At 69.4% G+C, this 18,352-nt stretch carries 18 protein-coding genes and 1 pseudogene; 9 read left to right on the top strand and 10 right to left on the bottom strand.

All coding sequences use genetic code 11. The features are described 5' to 3' along the window. The 5 genes from odhB to I9P22_RS17625 form a co-directional block, all read left to right on the top strand. On the top strand, positions 1-785 hold a 785-nt coding region (gene odhB, locus I9P22_RS17605; protein ID WP_199260798.1), incomplete at its 5' end, for a 2-oxoglutarate dehydrogenase complex dihydrolipoyllysine-residue succinyltransferase. A 167-nt stretch (positions 786-952) separates the two neighbouring features. After that, the gene (locus I9P22_RS17610) at positions 953-1,210 is read left to right on the top strand and encodes a hypothetical protein (protein ID WP_199260799.1); all 258 of its coding nucleotides are present in this window, start codon (positions 953-955) and stop codon (positions 1,208-1,210) included. Continuing rightward, complete coding sequence (locus tag I9P22_RS17615) at positions 1,210-1,602, top strand: MAPEG family protein (RefSeq protein WP_199260800.1); 393 nt, start codon at positions 1,210-1,212, stop codon at positions 1,600-1,602. Before I9P22_RS17610 ends, I9P22_RS17615 begins: the two co-directional genes overlap by 1 nt. 42 nt (positions 1,603-1,644) lie before the next feature. Then, positions 1,645-3,039 carry a dihydrolipoyl dehydrogenase gene (gene lpdA / locus I9P22_RS17620; protein WP_199260801.1) on the top strand — a complete coding sequence of 465 codons (1,395 nt, stop codon included), beginning with the start codon at positions 1,645-1,647 and terminating at the stop codon, positions 3,037-3,039. 155 nt (positions 3,040-3,194) lie between these two features. Continuing rightward, positions 3,195-3,689: a lytic transglycosylase domain-containing protein gene (locus I9P22_RS17625; RefSeq protein WP_199260802.1), complete on the top strand. Its 495-nt coding sequence runs from the start codon at positions 3,195-3,197 to the stop codon at positions 3,687-3,689. Between the two features lie 52 nt (positions 3,690-3,741). On the opposite strand, the gene I9P22_RS17630 is transcribed toward I9P22_RS17625, so the two are convergent. Together I9P22_RS17630 and I9P22_RS17635 are read right to left on the bottom strand one after the other, a co-directional pair. Beyond that, on the bottom strand, positions 3,742-4,182 hold the full coding sequence (locus I9P22_RS17630; RefSeq protein WP_199260803.1) for a GNAT family N-acetyltransferase: 441 nt from the start codon (positions 4,180-4,182) through the stop codon (positions 3,742-3,744). Positions 4,183-4,193: 11 nt separating this feature from the next. After that, the gene (locus tag I9P22_RS17635) at positions 4,194-5,033 is read right to left on the bottom strand and encodes an AAA family ATPase (RefSeq protein WP_199260804.1); all 840 of its coding nucleotides are present in this window, start codon (positions 5,031-5,033) and stop codon (positions 4,194-4,196) included. Positions 5,034-5,193: 160 nt separating this feature from the next. Here I9P22_RS17635 and dksA point away from each other — a divergent pair, with 160 nt between their 5' ends. The 3 genes from dksA to I9P22_RS17650 are packed head-to-tail and all read left to right on the top strand — an operon-like array spanning position 5,194 to position 7,344. Then, positions 5,194-5,616, top strand: coding sequence for an RNA polymerase-binding protein DksA (dksA, locus tag I9P22_RS17640; RefSeq protein ID WP_024842929.1), 423 nt, complete (start codon positions 5,194-5,196; stop codon positions 5,614-5,616). Between the two features lie 40 nt (positions 5,617-5,656). After that, positions 5,657-6,235 carry a DJ-1/PfpI family protein gene (locus tag I9P22_RS17645; protein WP_199260805.1) on the top strand — a complete coding sequence of 193 codons (579 nt, stop codon included), beginning with the start codon at positions 5,657-5,659 and terminating at the stop codon, positions 6,233-6,235. Next, positions 6,232-7,344 (top strand): FAD-dependent oxidoreductase, encoded by a 1,113-nt coding sequence (locus I9P22_RS17650; RefSeq protein ID WP_199260814.1) that lies wholly within the window; start codon positions 6,232-6,234, stop codon positions 7,342-7,344. The genes I9P22_RS17645 and I9P22_RS17650 overlap by 4 nt, the downstream gene beginning before the upstream one ends. 123 nt (positions 7,345-7,467) lie before the next feature. On the opposite strand, the gene glmM is transcribed toward I9P22_RS17650, so the two are convergent. The 8 genes from glmM to I9P22_RS17690 form a co-directional block, all read right to left on the bottom strand. Continuing rightward, entirely contained in the window at positions 7,468-8,811 is a 1,344-nt protein-coding gene (gene glmM, locus I9P22_RS17655) for a phosphoglucosamine mutase (protein WP_199260806.1), read from the bottom strand. 10 nt (positions 8,812-8,821) lie between these two features. Next, entirely contained in the window at positions 8,822-9,793 is a 972-nt protein-coding gene (gene folP / locus I9P22_RS17660; RefSeq protein ID WP_199260807.1) for a dihydropteroate synthase, read from the bottom strand. A gap of 45 nt (positions 9,794-9,838) precedes the next feature. After that, positions 9,839-10,621 carry a dihydroneopterin aldolase gene (locus I9P22_RS17665; protein ID WP_199260808.1) on the bottom strand — a complete coding sequence of 261 codons (783 nt, stop codon included), beginning with the start codon at positions 10,619-10,621 and terminating at the stop codon, positions 9,839-9,841. 83 nt (positions 10,622-10,704) lie between these two features. Further along, complete coding sequence (locus I9P22_RS17670) at positions 10,705-11,253, bottom strand: cell wall hydrolase (protein WP_199260809.1); 549 nt, start codon at positions 11,251-11,253, stop codon at positions 10,705-10,707. A 219-nt stretch (positions 11,254-11,472) separates the two neighbouring features. Continuing rightward, a complete protein-coding gene (locus I9P22_RS17675) occupies positions 11,473-14,034 on the bottom strand; it encodes a putative PEP-binding protein (protein ID WP_199260810.1) in 2,562 nt (853 codons plus the stop codon). 168 nt (positions 14,035-14,202) lie between these two features. Then, positions 14,203-16,431: a glycine--tRNA ligase subunit beta gene (gene glyS / locus I9P22_RS17680; RefSeq protein ID WP_199260811.1), complete on the bottom strand. Its 2,229-nt coding sequence runs from the start codon at positions 16,429-16,431 to the stop codon at positions 14,203-14,205. Beyond that, positions 16,431-16,892 carry a DUF6446 family protein gene (locus tag I9P22_RS17685; protein ID WP_199260812.1) on the bottom strand — a complete coding sequence of 154 codons (462 nt, stop codon included), beginning with the start codon at positions 16,890-16,892 and terminating at the stop codon, positions 16,431-16,433. The genes glyS and I9P22_RS17685 overlap by 1 nt, the downstream gene beginning before the upstream one ends. Before the next feature lie 4 nt (positions 16,893-16,896). Beyond that, positions 16,897-17,859: a glycine--tRNA ligase subunit alpha gene (locus tag I9P22_RS17690; RefSeq protein ID WP_199260813.1), complete on the bottom strand. Its 963-nt coding sequence runs from the start codon at positions 17,857-17,859 to the stop codon at positions 16,897-16,899. A gap of 86 nt (positions 17,860-17,945) precedes the next feature. Here I9P22_RS17690 and I9P22_RS17695 point away from each other — a divergent pair. After that, positions 17,946-18,352: pseudogene (locus I9P22_RS17695) on the top strand (peptidoglycan-binding domain-containing protein); the annotation flags it as partial.

Consider the following 18,352-nt stretch of genomic DNA (forward strand, 5'->3'; position numbering starts at 1 on the left):
CCCGCGCGGCCGCAGCGCCCGCCGCCGCCTCGCCCACCCCGGCCCCTGCCCAGGCACCGCGCGCGCCCAGCTCGGCCGATGACGCCGCGCGCGAGGAGCGGGTCAGGATGACCCGCCTGCGCGCCACCATCGCCCGCCGGCTGAAGGACGCGCAGAACACCGCCGCGATGCTGACCACCTATAACGAGGTGGACATGAAGGGCATCATGGACCTGCGCAACACCTACAAGGATCAGTTCGAGAAGAAGCACAAGGTCAAGCTGGGCTTCATGTCCTTCTTCGTGAAGGCCTGCTGCCACGCGCTGAAGGAAGTGCCCGAGGTCAATGCCGAGATCGACGGCAGCGACGTGGTCTACAAGCATTTCGTCCACATAGGCGTCGCCGTCGGCACGCCCTCGGGCCTGGTGGTGCCGGTGGTGCGCGATGCCGACCAGAAGAGCTTCGCCCAGATCGAGAAGGAGATCGCCGAACTGGGCGCCCGCGCCCGCGACGGCAAGCTGACCATGGCCGAGATGCAGGGCGGCACCTTCACCATCTCGAATGGCGGCGTCTACGGCTCGCTGATGTCCTCGCCGATCCTGAACCCGCCGCAATCGGGCATCCTGGGCATGCACAAGATCCAGGACCGTCCGGTGGTGGTCGACGGCCAGATCGTCATCCGCCCGATGATGTATCTGGCGCTGAGCTACGACCACCGCATCGTGGACGGCAAGGGCGCCGTGACCTTCCTGGTCCGCGTCAAGGAGGCGCTGGAGGATCCCCGCCGCCTGCTGATGGATCTGTGATCGCCTTGGGGCGCGGCCCGGCCGCGCCCCGACCCGCCCGGGGCGCGCGCGCATCCCTGCCATCCGCGCATCCGCGCAACTCTTTCCGGCCGGTTTCCGTTGTCCCGCACGGGGCCGCCTTGCCGCTCATCCAGACGGGAAGCCGGGCCGCAACAGAGGATTGTCCCATGACCCAGCTGATCGCCCATTACACCGTCGCCGGCTATGCCGCCTTCAAGGCCGCCTTCGACGCCGATGCCGAGGATCGCGGCAACAACGGCTTGTCGCTGCTGCAGCTCTGGCGCGAGAACGACCAGAGCGCCTGGGCGCTTTTCCAGGTGGGCGACGCTGCGGCCGCCAGGGCCTATCTGGACGGCGCGGCGGGGGTGTTCAACAGCCAGGCCGGCGTTTCGGCCACCGCATTCCACTTCGTCGAGACCGCTTGATGGCCGCCGAGACCACCGCCCTGGCCCTGGCCGCACTGTTGCAGGCGGTGCAGATCGGCCTGGCCGGCGCCGCGATGAACCGCGACCTGGGCGCGGAATGGAATGCCGGACCGCGCGACCGGCAGCCGGAATTCTCGGTGCTGACCGGCCGGCTGCGCCGCGCGGTGAACAACCATTTCGAGGGGCTGGCCCTGTTCACCATCGCCGTGGTTCTGGTGGTGCTGTCCGATGCCGGCGGCCCGCTGACCGTGCTTTGCGCCTGGCTCTACCTGCTGGCGCGCATCCTCTATGTCCCCGCCTATGCCTTCGGCTGGTCGCCTTGGCGCTCGCTGATCTGGGCGGTCGGATTTGTCGCCACCCTGGTGATGATCGTCACCAGCCTGTTTACGTGAACCGCGCCGGCGCCAGCGGCCGGCCGATGCAAGGAGACCCGAATGTCCACCTATGACCTGATCGTGATCGGCGCCGGTCCCGGCGGCTATGTCTGCGCGATCCGCGCCGCCCAGCTGGGCCTGAAGGTCGCCTGCGCCGAGGGGCGCGAGACGCTGGGCGGCACCTGCCTGAACGTCGGCTGCATCCCCTCGAAGGCGCTCCTGCATGCCAGCCACATGCTGCACGAGACGCATGAGAACTTCGAGAAGATGGGCCTGGTCGGCGCCGCGCCCAAGGTCGACTGGCAGAAGATGCAGGGCTACAAGGCCGAGACGGTCGGCGGCAACACCAAGGGCATCGAGTTCCTGTTCAAGAAGAACAAGATCGACTGGCTGAAGGGCTGGGCCAGCATCGAGGCGCCCGGCAAGGTCAAGGTCGGCGACACCACCCACGAGACGAAGAACATCGTCATCGCCACCGGCTCGGAGCCGGCCAGCCTGAAGGGGGTCGAGGTCGACAATGCGGCCGGCGTGGTGGTCGATTCCACCGGGGCGCTGGCGCTGCCGAAGATCCCGAAAAGCATGGTGGTGATCGGCGCCGGCGTGATCGGGCTGGAGCTCGGCTCGGTCTATGCCCGGCTGGGCGCGCAGGTGACGGTGGTCGAATACCTGGACGCCATCACCCCCGGCATGGACGCCGAGGTGCAGAAGCAATTCCAGAAGATCCTGGCGAAGCAGGGGCTGAAATTCGTGCTCGGCGCCGCCGTGCAGGGCGCCAAGGTCGAGGGCGACAAGGCCAGGGTCAGCTACAAGCTGCGCAAGGACGACAGCGAACATGCCATCGAGGCCGAAACGGTGCTGGTCGCCACCGGCCGCCGGCCCTATGTGGCGGGGCTTGGCCTCGACAAGCTGGGCGTGGCGCTGACCGATCGCGGCTTCGTGCAGGTCGACAAGCATTGGCAGACCAATGTTCCCGGCATCTATGCCATCGGCGATGCGGTGCCCGGCCCGATGCTGGCCCACAAGGCCGAGGACGAGGGCATGGCGGTCGCCGAGGTCATCGCCGGCAAGCACGGCCATGTGAATTACGAGGTGATCCCCGGCGTGATCTACACCACGCCCGAGGTCGCCTCGGTCGGCCTGACCGAGGAAGCGGCGAAGGAAGGCGGCCGCAAGGTCAAGGTGGGCAAGTTCCCCTTCATGGGCAATGCCCGGGCCAAGGCGCTGTTCCAGGCCGACGGTTTCGTCAAGCTGATCGCCGATGCCGAGACCGACCGTGTGCTGGGCTGCCACATCATCGGCCCGAATGCCGGCGAGATGATCCACGAGGTCTGCGTGGCGATGGAATTCGGCGCTTCGGCCCAGGACATCGCCCTGACCTGCCACGCGCATCCGACCTGCTCGGAAGCGGTGCGCGAGGCGGCATTGGCCTGCGGCGACGGTGCCATCCACGCCTGATCCGGCCGGATCGGCGGATCGCCACCGAAACTGCCGCAACTCTACGGCGAAATTCCGCCGACAGGCCGTCCCGACCGGGGCGGCCCGTTCTTTTGAATTCCCCGACTCTCGCGGCTGTGGCTAATCCCTTGGTCAACGAAAACACGAGGGCAGCCATGAAATCCACGATCGGTCTGTTGGTGCTGAGCGGTGTGCTAGCCGTCGGCGCCTGCGGCGACAACCGGGTTGACCCCGACCGCCGCTATCTGGTCGAACCGCGCGCCTCGGCCGCCGAGACCGTGGGCCTGCATGCCAACGAGACCCCGGAGCTGCGGCGGCTCATCAACAAATACGCCGCCGAATACGATGTGCCGGTCGATCTGGTGCATCGGGTCATCATCCGCGAATCGCGCCATCGCCCCGGCGCCCGCAACGGCCCCTATTACGGGCTGATGCAGATCCTGCCGGCCACGGCGCGCGGCATGGGCTATCGCGGCAGCGCCGAGGGGCTGCTGGATGCCGAGACCAACCTGAAATACGGGGTCAAGTATCTGCGCGGCGCCTATATGGTCGCCGATGGCAACAAGGACGCCGCCGTCAAATGGTATGCCCGCGGCTATTACTACGAGGCCAAGAGGAAGGGCCTGCTGAAGGCCACAGGCCTGCGCTGATCACTTGGGACGGTGATGCCAGAGGGCGGCCCCGGGGCCGCCCTTCTGCATGTCAGAGCTTGCGGTTGTAGCGGATGAACGGCGATTTCGCCGCCACCCGGTCGTAAAGCATCCGCCCCGGATAGTTGTCCTCGGCCGTCAGCCAGTAGACCGCGGGCACGCCGGCCCGGTCGGCCTCGGCATAGACGGCCTCGATCAGCGCCCGCGCCACGCCGCGGCCGCGCGCCTCGGGGGCGGTGAACAGGTCCTGCAGGTAGCAGACCCCCTCGTCGCGCCAGAGGTTCGGGTGAAAGACGTAATGCGTCAGCCCCAGCAGCCGGCCGCCCTCGTCCCAGACCAGCCCGTGAAAGTCGCGCGCATCGCCCGAGACGAGCCGCGCGAAGGCCCTGTCGTAGAACGCCGCCGGGCGGTCGTGGAAGCCGTAGAAGGCCTGATAGCCCTCATAGAGCCCCTGCCATTGCTCGCGATCCTCCGGGCGCAGCTCGCGGATCATCGCTGGCGCCCTCAGCGTTGACGCCGGGCCATGAAGGCCAGCCGCTCGAACAGCGCCACGTCCTGCTCGTTCTTCAGCAGCGCGCCGTGCAGCTTGGGCAGCATCTCACCGGCCGGGCGCCGCAGGTCCTCGGGCGACAGGTCCTCGGCCAGGATCAGCTTCAGCCAGTCCAGAAGCTCGCTGGTCGAGGGCTTCTTCTTCAGCCCCTGCACCTCGCGCAGCTCCAGGAACTGGCTCAGCGCCTCGTCCAGGATGCGGCGCTTCAGGCCGGGATAATGCACCTCGACGATGCGCTTCAGCGTCTCGGCATCGGGAAAGCGGATATAGTGGAAGAAGCAGCGGCGCAGGAAGGCGTCCGGCAGCTCCTTCTCGTTGTTCGAGGTGATGATGACCACCGGCCGATGCCGGGCCACCACCGTCTCGCCGGTCTCGTAGACGTGGAACTCCATGCGGTCGAGTTCCTGGAGCAGGTCGTTCGGAAACTCGATATCGGCCTTGTCGATCTCGTCGATCAGCAGCACGACCTTGCCCGGCGCCTCGAAGGCCTGCCACAGCTTGCCCTTGCGGATGTAATTGCCGATGTCGTGAACGCGCGCCTCGCCCAACTGGCTGTCGCGCAGCCGCGACACGGCGTCGTATTCGTAAAGCCCCTGCTGCGCGCGGGTGGTCGATTTCACGTTCCATTCGACGATGGGCAGGCCCAGGCTTGCGGCGACCTGCCGCGCCAGCTCGGTCTTGCCGGTGCCGGGCTCGCCCTTGACCAGCAAGGGGCGTTCCAGCGTGATCGCCGCATTGACCGCCATGGCCAGATCCGGGGGCGCTACATAGGTTTCGGTCGAGGAAAACTGCATCCGCCTGTCCTTTGCGCAATCTGCGCGACCCTAGCCAGCAGCCGCCGGCTTCGCAAGCCGCGGACAAAACCTGACGGAATGGCCTAGTGACAATTGGCCTGCCATACTTTATGCGGGCGCCAAGGATCGGGCATCCAGTCGCCCGGCTCCCGGAGGAACGATGAAAGCCCAGACCTTTCTGCCCGAAGATTATCGCCCCGCCGAAGACGAACCTTTCATGAACGAGCGGCAACTCGAATATTTCCGCCGCAAGCTGATCGCATGGAAGCAGGAGCTGCTGGACCAGTCCGCCGAGACGCTGGAAGGTCTGCAGGACAGCGCCCGCAACGTGCCCGACCTGGCCGACCGCGCCTCCGAGGAAACCGACCGCTCGCTGGAGCTGCGCACCCGCGACCGCCAGCGCAAGCTGGTCGCCAAGATCGACGCCGCCCTGCGCCGCATCGAGACCGGCGAATACGGCTATTGCGAGATGACCGGCGAGCCGATCAGCCTCAAGCGGCTGGACGCGCGCCCCATCGCCACCATGACGCTGGAGGCGCAGGAGCGCCACGAGCGGCGCGAGCGCGTGCACCGCGACGACTAAGCCCGCGGCCGCCCCGGCGTCGCAACCCGAGGGAGCAAGCATGCCGGACGACAGCCTGAAACCCGTGATGATCCTGTTGCCCGACAGGTTCGCGGATTGGGAGACCCCGCTGATCTCGGGCATCGGCGGGGATTTCTACGGGCTGAGGGTCCGCCACGTCACGCCGGGCGGCGGCACGATCCGCTCGATGGGCGGGCTGACGGTGACCGGGCTCGAGGATGCGGTGCCGCGCGAGGACGAGGTGATCGTCCTTTGCGGCGGCGAAAGCTGGACGGGCGATGCGCCCCCGGACCTGGCCGAGATGCTGCGTGCGGCACATGGCCGCGGCCAGACCGTCGCCGGGATCTGCGCCGCCACGCTGGCGCTCGGCCGCGCCGGGCTGCTGGACGGGCGCGACCACACCTCGAACAGCCTGGATTTCCTGCGTCACTGGCTGCCCGGCTATAGCGCGGTCGGCCATTACCGCGACCTGCCGCATGCGGTGGCCGATGGCGGCATCATCACCGCCCCCGGCACCGCGCCCGTGACCTTCGCCGCCGAGGTGCTGCGCGCCGCCGGCCTGCCACAGGACAAGCTGGACGAATTCCTTGCCATCGCCAGCGCCGAGGTGCGACGCTGACCCGGCCCCCCGTCACCATCATCGGCGCCGGCATCGCCGGCCTGACCGCCGCCTGCGCACTGGCGCAGCGTGGCTTTGCCGTCACCGTGCTGGAACGCGCCGGCGCGCTGCGCGAGGTCGGCGCGGGGCTGCAGATCTCGCCCAACGCGGTGCGGGTGATCGAGGCGCTGGGGCTCTGGCCGCGCTTCCGGGAAATCTCGGCGCCGTCGCAGCGGGTCGAGCTGCGCGATTCCGCCGGCCGGCCGGTCGCGGTGCTGGACCTGGCCCGGCATCGCCCGCAGGACCGCTTCCGCCTTGTCCACCGCGCCCGGCTGGTCGCGCTGCTGGAACAGGCGGCCCGCGAGGCCGGCGCCCGGATCGAGCTTGGCCATGATGTGACCGCGCTGCCCGACGTGCCGCTGCTGATCGGCGCCGACGGGGTGAAAAGCCGCCTGCGCCCGGCGCTGAACGGCGCCGAGACACCCTTCTTCACCGGCCAGACCGCATGGCGGGCGCTGATCCCGGCCGAGTCCGATGCCGCCCCCGTGGCACAGGTCTTCATGGGACCGGGCCGGCACCTGGTCAGCTATCCGCTGGGCCAGGGCCAGCGCAATATCGTCGCCGTGGTCGAGCGCCCCGACTGGCACGAGGAAGGCTGGTCCATCTCCGGCGAGCCCTCGGAACTGCGCGCCGCCTTCGCGCGCTTCGGCGGCCCGGTGCCCGGCTGGCTGGAACGGGTCGAGCGGGTCGGCATCTGGGGCCTCTTCCGCCACCCGGTCGCCGCGCATTGGCAGGACGGCAGGCGGGCGCTGATCGGCGATGCGGCGCATCCGACCCTGCCCTTCATGGCCCAGGGCGCGGTCATGGCGATCGAGGATGCCTGGGTGCTGGCCGCCTGCCTCGATACCGGCCCGGATCAGGAAGCCGCGCTGGCGCGCTTCCAGTCCCTGCGCCAGCCGCGCTGCCAGCGCATCGTCGAGGCGGCGAATGCCAATGCCCGCAACTACCACCTGCGCGGCCCGACCCGCGCCGTCGCCCATGCCGGGCTGCGCGCCGTCTCGCGCCTCGCCCCGGCCCGGCTGATCGAGCGTTTCGCCTGGCTCTACGACTACGACCCGACGGCGGTCTAGGAAAGCAGCCGCCCGGCTTCTTTGCTCCTCAAATACCCATGCGACCGCGCCAGCGTTACCGCCGCTTGGGTATTTGAGGAGCAAAGAAGACGCCAGCCGCCACCGGCGCGACCTCTCGGAGAGTCAGGCCGCCCGCTCGACCGCCGCGACGATGTTCTCGACCACCTCGCGCAGCACCGTCTCGTCCTCGGCCTCGGCCATGACGCGGATCAGCGGCTCGGTGCCGGACTTGCGGATCAGCACCCGGCCGCAGCCGTCCAGCCGCGCCTCGGCCCGGGCGATCTCGGCCTTGACGGCGTCGACCGACAGCGGATCGGCCCCGGCTGCATAGCGCACGTTCTTCAGCAGCTGCGGCACCGGCTCGAACTGCGCCACCAGCTCCGAGGCCGGCCGGCCGGCATCCGCCAGCGCCGCCAGGAATTGCAGGCTGGCGATCAGCCCGTCGCCGGTGGTGGCATAGTCGGTCATCACGATATGGCCCGACTGCTCGCCGCCCAGGTTGAAGCCCGCGCCGCGCATCCGCTCGACCACGTAGCGGTCGCCGACGGCGGTGCGCTCCAGCCGCAGGCCACGGCCCTGCAGGAACCGTTCGAGCCCCAGGTTCGACATCACCGTCGCCACCAGCGCGCCGCCGCGCAGCCGGCCCTGCGCCGCCCAGCGGTCGGCCAGCAGCGCCATGATCTGGTCGCCATCCGCCACCTGGCCCTTTTCGTCGACGATCATCACCCGGTCGGCATCGCCGTCCAGGCTGATGCCCATGTCGGCGCCATGCTCCAGCACCGCGCGGGCGCAGGCCTCGGGATGGGTCGAGCCCAGCCCGTCGTTGATGTTGTGGCCGTTCGGGGAAACCCCCAGCGGGACCACCTCGGCGCCCAGTTCCCACAGCACGTCCGGCGCGGCGCGATAGGCGGCACCGTTGGCGCAATCCACCACCACCTTCAGCCCCTCCAGCCGCTGGCCGGCCGGGAAGGTGGTCTTGGCATATTCGACATAGCGCCCGCGCCCGTCGTCGATGCGCTTGGCGCGGCCGATATTCTGCGGCTGCGCCGGGATGATCTCTCCGGCAACGATGGCCTCGATTTCGGCCTCGGCCTCGTCGGACAGCTTGAAGCCGTCGGGACCGAAGAACTTGATGCCGTTGTCATGCGCCGGGTTGTGGCTGGCCGAGATCATGATGCCCACATCCGCCCGCATCGAGCGGGTCAGGTAGCCCACCGCCGGCGTCGGCACCGGGCCCAGCAGCAGCACGTTCATGCCGGTCGAGGTCAGCCCGGCGGTCAGCGCGTTCTCCAGCATGTAGCCCGAGAGGCGGGTGTCCTTGCCGATGACCACGCGGTGATGATCCTCGCCCTTGCGGCGGAAATAGCGGCCGGCGGCGGCGCCCAGGCGCAGCGCCATCTCGGCCGTCATCGGATGGGTGTTGGCGCGGCCCCTGACGCCGTCGGTGCCGAAAAGTTTCCTGCTCATCTTGCCCCGCTCAACTCGTTTCCATGGTCACGGCCCGCCAGAGGGCGAGGCCCTGCCGTGTTTCCGCCACGTCGTGGACGCGGTGGATCTGTATGCCCTGCGCGACCCCGGCCAGCGTCACCGCCAGCGTGCCCGCCACCCGGCTCGCCGGATGCTCGGCCCCGCCGAGGCTGCCGATGAACCGCTTGCGCGACACCCCCAGCAGCACGGCGCAGCCCAGCCCGTGATAAAGCGAGATCCGCCGCAGGATGGCCAGATTATGCGCCTGCGTCTTGCCGAAACCAATGCCGGGGTCGATCACGATCCCGTCGCGCGGGATGCCCGCCGCCTCGGCCAGGGCGATGCGCTCGGCCAGGGCGTCGTAGACGTCCAGCAGCACGTCGCCATAGGTCGGGTTGTCCTGCATCGTCTCGGGGATGCCCTGGGCGTGCATCAGGCAGACCGGCACGCCCGCCGCAGCCACCGTCCCCGCCATGGCCGGGTCGAAGTCGAAGCCCGAGACATCGTTGACCAGTCCCGCCCCGGCCGCGATGGCGGCCTGCGCCACCCCGGCCTTGCGGGTGTCGATCGACACCGCCGCCAATGCGCGGCCCGCGGCGATGGCGGGAATCACGCGGGCGATCTCCTCGGCCACCGGCACCTCGCGCGCCCCGGGCCGGGTCGATTCGCCGCCGATGTCGAGGATGTCAGCCCCCTGCCCGGCCAGCAGCCGCGCCTGCGCCGCCCCGTCATAGGCCCCGCCATCCGAGAAGCTGTCGGGCGTGGCGTTGACGATGCCCATGATCCGCGGCCGGTCCAGCGACAAGCCCAGCAGCGGCGCGCGGGGCGCGGTCAGCGCCGCCAGCACCGGCTCGGGGGCGCTGTCCACCACGCGCGGCGCCTGCCCGCGGCGCAGAAGCTCGAATTGCGAGAAGCGCACCCAGCCGCCGGCCAGCTGCCAGCGGCCCGTCTCGCAAGGGATGGGGCGGAAATAATCGCTCATGCCTTCGGTCTCTACGCCGGCCGGCGGCCGATTCAAGCGCGAAGATCAGATGCGCCCGGTCGGAATGCGAAAACCCGCCGGCAGCAGCGGCTCGGCCACGCCCGGCGGCAGCGCCCAGTCGAGGCGGCTTGCCCCCAGCCGCTCGGCCAGCCACGGCGCCAGCGCCTGCGGATCGGCGGCAAGGCCGGCCACGTCGCGCACCATGCGGGCGGGCGCCCAGACCACGGCGCGGCCCTCGCTCGCCGCCCAGTCCAGTTCGGTGCGGCTGTCGGCGACGGTCAGGCCCAGATGGCCGGCCAGCGCCCAGGCGGCCTGGTCCAGCGCCAGCAGTGCGATCTCGCGCGCATTGCCGCCCTGCGGCAGGGGCAGGCCCGGCGCGTCGGGGACCAGCGCCACCGCGCCCTCGGGCAGCGCCAGGTCGCGACCGTGGAAGATTACCCGGATCGGTGCGGCGATGTCGTCGGCCTCGACCCGCGCCTGGCAGCGCACCAGCGTCACCCCCAGCGCGCCGGGAATGCGGTCCAGCTTCTCGACCGTGACCGAGACCTGCGCGGCGCGCGGATGCGCCAGGATCTGCGCGGCGATCTTCTCGGCCAGGGTTTCGAGCAGGTCGTAGCGGCGATCCGCCAGCCCGGCCGCCACCGCGCCGGTCAGGATGTCGTAGGAAAGGATGCGGTCCACCTCGTCATTGACGCCGACGACATGGGTCGCCAGTTCGACGTCGATGTTGAAGCGCAGCCGCTGCGGATGGCCCCGCTCGGTCTGGAACGCCCCGATCTCGGCCGAGACGATGTAGTCGCGCAGGTGGATGCGGTCTGGCTGGTCCATGCCGCCCGTGTTTTCAGGAAAACGGCCCCGCCGCAAGGGACAGGGCCGCGAATTGCGCGGAAGGAATGCGTCAGCCTGCGACCCTAGTTCGAGGCCAGCCGGCGATCCGAGCGATAGAAGGTATGGCTGCCGATGCGGATCGTGCGCTCGAAGCGCTTGGACCAGGACGGCCTGACGCCACGGGCGTGGAAATAGGTCGCTCCGTTGGTCAGCGTGCGCGGCGCCCCGGCCAGGGCGGCCATGGCCACCTTTTGCACCCGGGCGAAGGTGCCCTTCTCGCGGATGCGGGCGTTCTTGTTATAGGTGAACTGGCCGCGCTGGTTGACCACGCCGCAGACCGTCTTGGGAAAGCGCGGATGGTCGACGCGGTTCAGGATGACCTCGGCCACGGCGCGCTGGCCGTCCACGCCCTCGCCGCGGGCCTCGAAATAGAGCGCCTCGGACAGGCATTGCAGATCGCGCTGGCTGATCTGGTGCAGGCCGGTGGCGGTGCGGACGATCTTGATGTCCTTCCGGGCTTCCTGGGCAGCCTGGTGCTGGGCGTCAGCCAGGGCGGGAACGGCGGCGAAAGACGAGAGTGCGACGGCAACACACACGGAAACGCGCGCCAGCCATGACTTGTTGAACGACATGTTGGTCCTGTTTTCGGTCCGGGGAGCAGACCCGGTCAGTTTCGTCGGGGGAGACCCGTTCTGGGCCGTGAACTGACCGTTAAAGGCCCGAAACCACGAAGACCGATCCAGCCCACATGCGCGTGAGAGGCCGGATTCGATTGAATTTGCTTGATTTTGGCGGAAACCCGCCGATGGGGAAAACCTCAACGGGCGAATTCCGGCCAAAACCGGCTGGTCCTAGGACCTGGTGCCGGACCCCGATTCCGCCTCTTCGCGCGCCATGAGAATCGATTCCTGCGCCGCAGCAAGCCGCGCCACCGGCACCCGGAAGGGCGAGCACGAGACATAGTTCACCCCCGCCCGCAGGCAGAAGGCGATCGATTCGGGATTGCCGCCATGCTCGCCGCAGACCGCGATGGTGATGCCCGGCTTGTGGCTGCGGGCGCGGTCGGCGCCGATGGCGACCAACTCGCCCACCCCGTCCTGGTCCAGGATGTGGAACGGATCCTCGGCATAGACGCCCTGGTTGACGTAGATACCCATGAAGCGGCCGGCATCGTCGCGCGACAGCCCATAGGTCATCTGCGTCAAGTCGTTGGTTCCGAAGGACAAGAAGGCCGAATGCTCGGCGATGTCGCCGGCGCGCAGCGCGGCGCGCGGCGTTTCGACCATGACGCCCAGGCGATAGGTGAAATCCTTGCGGGTCTCGTTGCGGACGGCGGCGGCCACGGCATCGATGCGGGTCTTGACCAGCTCGACCTCGCGCCGGGCGCTGACCAGCGGGATCATGATCTCGGGCACCACCGGGTCGCCGTTATGGCTGGCCTCGATGGTGGCCTCGAAGATGGCGCGGGCCTGCATGTCATAGATCTCGGGGACGGTGATGCCCAGCCGCACGCCGCGCATGCCCAGCATCGGGTTGAATTCCGACAGCGCCTCGACCCGGCGGGTCACGTCCGACAAGGGCAGGTCCAGCGATTCGGCAAGTTCCCGCATCCCCTCGCGGTCATGTGGCAAAAATTCGTGCAGCGGGGGGTCGAAGAGGCGAATGGTGACCGGCAGGCCGGCCATGATCTCGAACAGCGCGGCGAAATCGCTGCGCTGCATGGGCAGCAGGCGTTCCAGCGACAGGCGGCGGTCCTCGGGCTGGCCGGCGAAGATCATCTCGCGCATGGCGGGCAGCCGCTCGTCGTCGAAGAACATGTGCTCGGTGCGGCAAAGCCCGATGCCCTGGGCGTTGAACATGCGGGCGGTGCGGGCGTCCTCGGGCGTGTCGGCATTGGCGCGCACCTTGATGCGGCAATGCGCGTCGGCCCATTCCAGAAGCTGGGTGAAGCTTTCGTCCAGCGCCGGCTCCAGCATCTCGGCGGCGCCGGCCAGCACCTCGCCCGAGGTGCCGTCGATGGTGATCTCCTCGCCCTCGCGGAAGATGCGGCCGCCGACCAGCATGGTGCGGGCGCGCGGGTCGATCGAGATGCCGCTGGCGCCGACGATGCAGGGCAGGCCGATGCCGCGGGCGATCACCGCCGCGTGGCTGGTCATGCCGCCGCGCTCGGTCAGCACGGCAACGGCGGCGTGCATGCCGCGGATGTCCTCGGGCACCGTCTCGCGCCGCACCAGCACGCAGCGCTCGCCGCGCGCCTCGGCGGCCTGAGCGGCGGCGGCGGTGAAGACGATGCGGCCGGTCGCCGCACCGGGGCTGGCATTGATGCCGCGGGCGATAATGTCGCGGGGGGCGCGCGGATCGACCTGGTGGTGCAACAGGTCCGACAGCGCCCGCGGCTCGACCCGCATCACCGCCTCTTCCGCCGGGATGATGCCGTCGCGGGCCAGCGCCACGGCGATGCGGACGCTGGCGCGCGAGCTGCGGCTGACCCGGACCGCGTCGATGATCGCCAGCCGGCTGTCCGAAACGACGAATTCGATCTGCATCTCCTCGCGCAGCCTTTCGCGCGCGGCGACACCGAAGCGGACTAGGTCGGCGAAGACCTCGGGCGCGGCCTCTTCCAGCGAGGGGCCGCGCGGGTCGCGGGTCAGGTACAGCGTCTCGGCCCCCTCGCCCTTCGCACGGCCCTGGCTCTGGCCGCGGAAGCGGCCGGTGATGCGCGGCACGCCGGTCACGCTGTCGACGAACTGGATGGTGCCCGAGCCGGTGACGCCCGGCCCGATGGCCAGCGCCATGTCCTGCACCACCAGCCCCAGCGGCGCGATGGCGGGCGCGCCCTTGGCCTGGCGCAGGAGCCGGGCGGTCGGCCCGTCCCAGGCCCGCGCCATGGAGCGCAGCACCTCGGCCAGCTGCCGGGCCGGATCCTGGGGGAATTCCTCGTCGGTCTCGTCCTCATAGGCGCGCAGCGCCGCCTCGAGCCCGCCCTCGCTGTCCGAGAACATGTCGGGGTCGAGCCGGGCGACATGGATGGCATAGGATTGCACGAAGCCCAGATAGATGGCGTCGGCCGCCGCCTTGCCGCGGCTTTCCACCAGCCGGGCGTGGCAGTCGTGGTTGATGCCCACGTTCAGCACCGTGCCCGGCCCGCCCCAGGCCGGGTTCATCGCCGAGGGCCGCACGCTGACCAGCCCGTCGGCGCGCTCGATGATGGCGGCGAGGCGGGCGCGGTCGGGCATCTGCCCGGCGGCGATGGCGCGCACCGCCTCGGCCGACAGCGCGAAGCTGGTGGGGACCGGCAGCTCCATGCGGATCAGGCGCTGCAGGCATTTCGCGCGCCAGCCGTGGCGTGCGGTCTGGATCCCCGCCGAGGGGGTGATTTCGACGATGGCTCCGGGATCTGTCAGCGCGGTCATGGTGCCGTCACATTAGGCATGGCCGGCGCATTGCTGCAAGTGCGAAGAGCGGGCGGCAGGGGGCGCTGCCCCCGCGTCTCCTGCGCCGCGGCCGGGGCGCCGGAGGCGCTCCCCCGGAGTATTTTCGGAACGGTGAAGGGGCGGGGCCGCCCCCCGCCAGGCGCGGGGTCAGCCCTCGATGCGGCCGAAATCCGCGATCAGCCGGCCGGCCTCGCGGATGCGCGAGAGCAGGTTCAGCCGGTTGCGGCGGGTGATCTGGTTGTCGGTATTGATCTGCACCGCCTCGAAGAAGGCGTCGATGGGCGCGCGCAGGCTGGCGATGCCCTGGGTCGCGGCCTGGAAATCCTCGAGCCGCACGGCCTCGCGGATCGCCGGCTCGGCCTTGTCGAGGGCGGCGAAAAGGGCGCGTTCCTCGTCGGTCTCGGCGAATTTCGGGTCGGCACCGAAGCTGTATTCGACGCCGTCCTTCTCCTCGGCCTGGGCGAGGATGTTGCCGGCGCGCTTGAGGCCCTGCAGCAGGTTGGTGCCGTCCTCGGTCTTCAAGACGTCGTTCAGCGCGGTGGCGCGGTTGACGAGCAGCACGAGGTCATCGTTGCCGGGCATGGCGAGGACGGCGTCGATGATGTCGTGGCGGATGCCGTGGTCGCGCAGGTAGACTTTGAGGCGGTCGTGGAAGAAGGCGAGGAGGTCGGTGGCGGCTTTATGAGAATCTTCTTGGATCTGCGTCAGCTTTGATGAGCCATCTTCGACGCGGCTCGACCATTCGGCAACGAGTTGGTCGATGGTGACGCTGTTCACATCGGCTTTCTTGGCGCGATCCAGCAGGTCAACGACCGGGTTGATTGTTTCTCCAAACTGGGCGGGGGCGCGAAGAAGCCAGATATACGGCGCAAAAAGCTTGAGAAGCGACGCCCGCACCCCGTTCACCAGCACCAGCCGGATCACCCCCAGTGCGGCGCGGCGGAGCGCGAAGGGGTCTTTCGAGCCGGTCGGCTTCTCGTCGATCGCCCAGAACCCCGTCAACGTGTCCAGCTTGTCGGCCAGCGCCACCGCCACCGAAACCGGCGCCGTGGGCACGGCATCGGATGGCCCCAGCGGCGAGTAGTGGTCGCGGGCGGCGTCGGCGACCTCGGCGGGCTTGCCGGCCTCGAGCGCATAATAGCGGCCCATGCTGCCTTGCAGCTCGGGGAACTCGCCGACCATGGCGGAACGCAGGTCGAGTTTCGCGATCCGGGCGGCGTCCTCGGCCTGGTCCGGGTCGGCGCCGACTAGCGGCGCGATCTCGCGCGCCAGCGCGGCGATGCGCTGAACCCGATCCGCCTGCGAGCCGAGCTTGCTCTGGAACGTGACGTGCGCCAGCCCCTCGGCCCAGTCACCCATGCCCGCGCGCGCCTCGCGCAGGTCGTTCTCCCAGAAGAAGGCCGCGTCCGAGAGGCGCGCCGCCAGCACGCGCTGGTTGCCCTTGAGGATCGTCTCGCCATGGTCCGGGGTCTCGATATTCGCCACGGTGACGAAGCCCTCGATGCGGCCGGTCCTGGGATTGCGGGCCGAGAAGAACTTCTGGTGCTCCTTCATCGAGGTTTGCAGCACCTCGGGCGGCAGCGTCAGGAAGCGGTCCTCGATGGCGCCCATCAGGGGGACGGGCCATTCGACGAGGCCGGCGACCTCGGTCAAGAGCCCGTCGTCGGGCATGATCTCCCAGCCGCGGGCGAAGGCGAGGTTCGCGGCCTCTTGCCGGATCGCGGCCTCGCGCTCGGCGGGGTCCAGCATGACCTTGGCGCGGCGCAGCTTGGCGGCGTAATCGTCGAAGCCCGAGACGGCAAAGGCATCGGGGGCCATGAAGCGGTGGCCGCGGGTGCTGTTGCCGGCGGCGATGCCCTCGATTTCCAGCGGCACCACCGCGGCGCCGGATTCGTCCGAGAGCAGGCAGATGATGGAATGCAGCGGCCGGACCCAGCGCAGCGAGCCTGCGCCCCAGCGCATGGATTTCGGCCAGGGGAAGTTGCGGATGGTGGCTTCCAGCACCTCGGCCACGATCTCGGATGCCGGGCGGCCGGGCTTCTGGATCACGGCGAACCAGACCTGGCCCTTCTTGTCGTCACGCGCCTCCAGTTGCTCTTTTGTCAGGCCCGTCGAGCGCAGGAAGCCTTGCAGCGCCGCGTCGGGGGCGTCGGTGCGCGGGCCCTTGCGTTCCTCGCGCGTGGTCGGGCTGTGGGCGGTCAGGCCTTCGATGGTCAGGGTCAGGCGGCGCGGGGTCGAGAAGGCACCGGCCGAGGCATAGGTCAGCCCGGCTTCGACCAGGCCGTCGGTGACGAGTTTCTTCAGGTCCTCGCGGGCGCGGGCCTGCATCCGGGCCGGGATTTCTTCCGAAAAGAGTTCGATCAGCAAGTCGGGCATCAGTCGATGGTCCTTTTCTCTTCGGCTTCTTCGTTCAGTTGGCGCCATGCGTAGGCGCGCCCGTCGGGATAGACGGCGATGACATTGTCGATCTTGGGCACCACGTCGTGCTGCGCCAGATAGGCGGTGGCACGGCCGGCGGCCAGGTCCTCGGTCAGCGCGGCCGGGTCGAAGCAGCGAAACCAGCGCGGCGGGATCAGCGGCGTCGGCGCGGCATAGACCTGCGCGCCCTGGGCCGCCGCCGGGTCGGTGCTGAAGCAGGCGCGGTCGGCGAGCGGCGAGCTGACCGAATAGATGCCGCGATAGTCGCGGACCGGCAGCACCGGCCCGCCGGCCAGCGCGATGCTTTGCGGCGGGTCGGAGACCTCGCGGTAATAATGATAGACCTGCAGGTAATACATGCCAGCGCCGGCGACCAGCACCAGCAGGGCGAAGAAGATCGCGATGATCTTGCCGCTCACCGTCTCAGGCTCCGGCGGGGAAGGCGGGCAGCGGCTCGCCCGTAGCCGCGGACGTGGTCACGAACAGGTCGGCGCAGCGTTTCGCCAGCGCGCGGACGCGGCCGATATAGGCTTGGCGCTCGGTGACCGAGATCACGCCGCGCGCGTCCAGCAGGTTGAAGAGGTGGCTGGCCTTGATCGCCTGGTCATAGGCCGGATGCGCCATCGGGATGGTGCGGCCGGCGGCGTCGGTTTCCGGGGCCGAGAGGATGCGGTCGCATTCCGCCTCGGCATCCTTGAAGTGCTGCAGCAGCGTGTCGGTATCGGCCTGGTCGAAGTTCCAGCGCGAATATTCGCGCTCGGCCTGGCGGAAGACGTCGCCATAGCTCAGCGGGATCGGGCTTTCGGGGCGGTTGAAGGGCATGTCCATGACATGCTCGACCCCCAGCACATACATGGCCAGCCGTTCGAGCCCATAGGTCAGCTCGCCCGAGACCGGCTTGCAGTCGTGGCCGCCGACCTGCTGGAAATAGGTGAACTGGCTGACTTCCATGCCGTCGCACCAGACCTCCCAGCCCAGGCCCCAGGCGCCCAGCGTGGGGGATTCCCAGTCGTCCTCGACGAAGCGCACGTCGTGGACCATCGGGTCGAGGCCGATGGCCTTGAGGCTGCCCAGATACAGCTCCTGCAGGTTCGGGGGCGAGGGTTTGATGATGACCTGATACTGGTAGTAGTGCTGCAGCCGGTTCGGGTTCTCGCCATAGCGGCCATCGGTCGGGCGGCGCGAGGGCTGGACATAGGCCGCCGCCCAGGGCCGGGCGCCAAGCGAGCGCAGCGTCGTGGCTGGGTGGAAGGTGCCGGCGCCGACCTCCATGTCATAGGGTTGCAGCACCGCGCAGCCCTGTTCGGCCCAATAGGATTGCAGGCGCAGGATCACGTCCTGGAAGCAGACGGGTTTCGCCGTCTGATTGTCCTTTGGGCTGGTCATCGGGGCTTCCTTCGGCATAACTGGCAGGAAATGTCTGCCGCCTTCTAGGCAGAGGGCGGCGCAGGGTCAATGAGAGGGACATGCCCATGCGGCGCTTTGCATTCGTCATCGGTGCGGCTCTGCCGCTGGCGCTCGTCCCGGCCGCGCAGGCCGAGGACGTGGTGATCCGCATCGAGGCCAAGCGCGGCGCCGAGGCCGCCCGCGCCAGCGCCGAGGGCTGGGGCGCGCAATTTCCCGATGTCGTGACCTTCCCGCTGGCCGATGGCTGGGTGGGCATCGCGCTTGGCCCGATGCCGCGCGAGGAAGCCGCCCCCCGGCTGGAACAGCTGAAGCAGGAGCGTAAGGTGCCCGGCGACAGCTTCCTGGCCGCCGCGGCGGGCCGCGAGCTGACCCCGGTGGCCGGGACGGCGCCCACCGCGCCGGTGGCGCCCGGCACGCCCGAGACGCCCGGGGGGGCGACCGGCAATGCCTCGACCTTGCCGCAGGGCGCGGG

Origin of the sequence: Paracoccus binzhouensis (genome assembly GCF_016446475.1) — a bacterium.
Lineage (GTDB): Bacteria > Pseudomonadota > Alphaproteobacteria > Rhodobacterales > Rhodobacteraceae > Paracoccus > Paracoccus binzhouensis.